Source organism: Microvirga pakistanensis (genome assembly GCF_004458765.1).
In the GTDB taxonomy this organism is placed as follows: Bacteria; Pseudomonadota; Alphaproteobacteria; order Rhizobiales; family Beijerinckiaceae; genus Microvirga; species Microvirga pakistanensis.
Window position 1 is genome coordinate 1 of sequence record NZ_SPJX01000668.1, and the last position, 223, is coordinate 223.

At 65.9% G+C, this 223-nt stretch carries 1 protein-coding gene; it reads left to right on the top strand.

The window, feature by feature from the left end; genetic code table 11:
- The coding region (gene ybeY, locus E4K09_RS26310) for an rRNA maturation RNase YbeY (RefSeq protein WP_134500599.1) at window positions 1-223 on the top strand (223 nt) is incomplete at both ends.

The following is a 223-nucleotide window of genomic DNA, read 5'->3' on the forward strand; positions in this document are numbered from 1 at the left end:
GACGAGGCGGACGGGGATTTCGACGTGAGCGTGATGCTCACCGACGACGCCCAGATCCGGGAGCTGAACCGCACCTGGCGGGGCAAGGACAAGCCGACAAACGTGCTCTCCTTCCCGGCCCCCGAGCAGCCGGGCGCGACGGGGCCTCGCCATCTGGGCGATATTGCTTTAGCCTACGAGACGCTGATGCGTGAATCCGAGGAGGAATCCAAGGAGCTCGCGC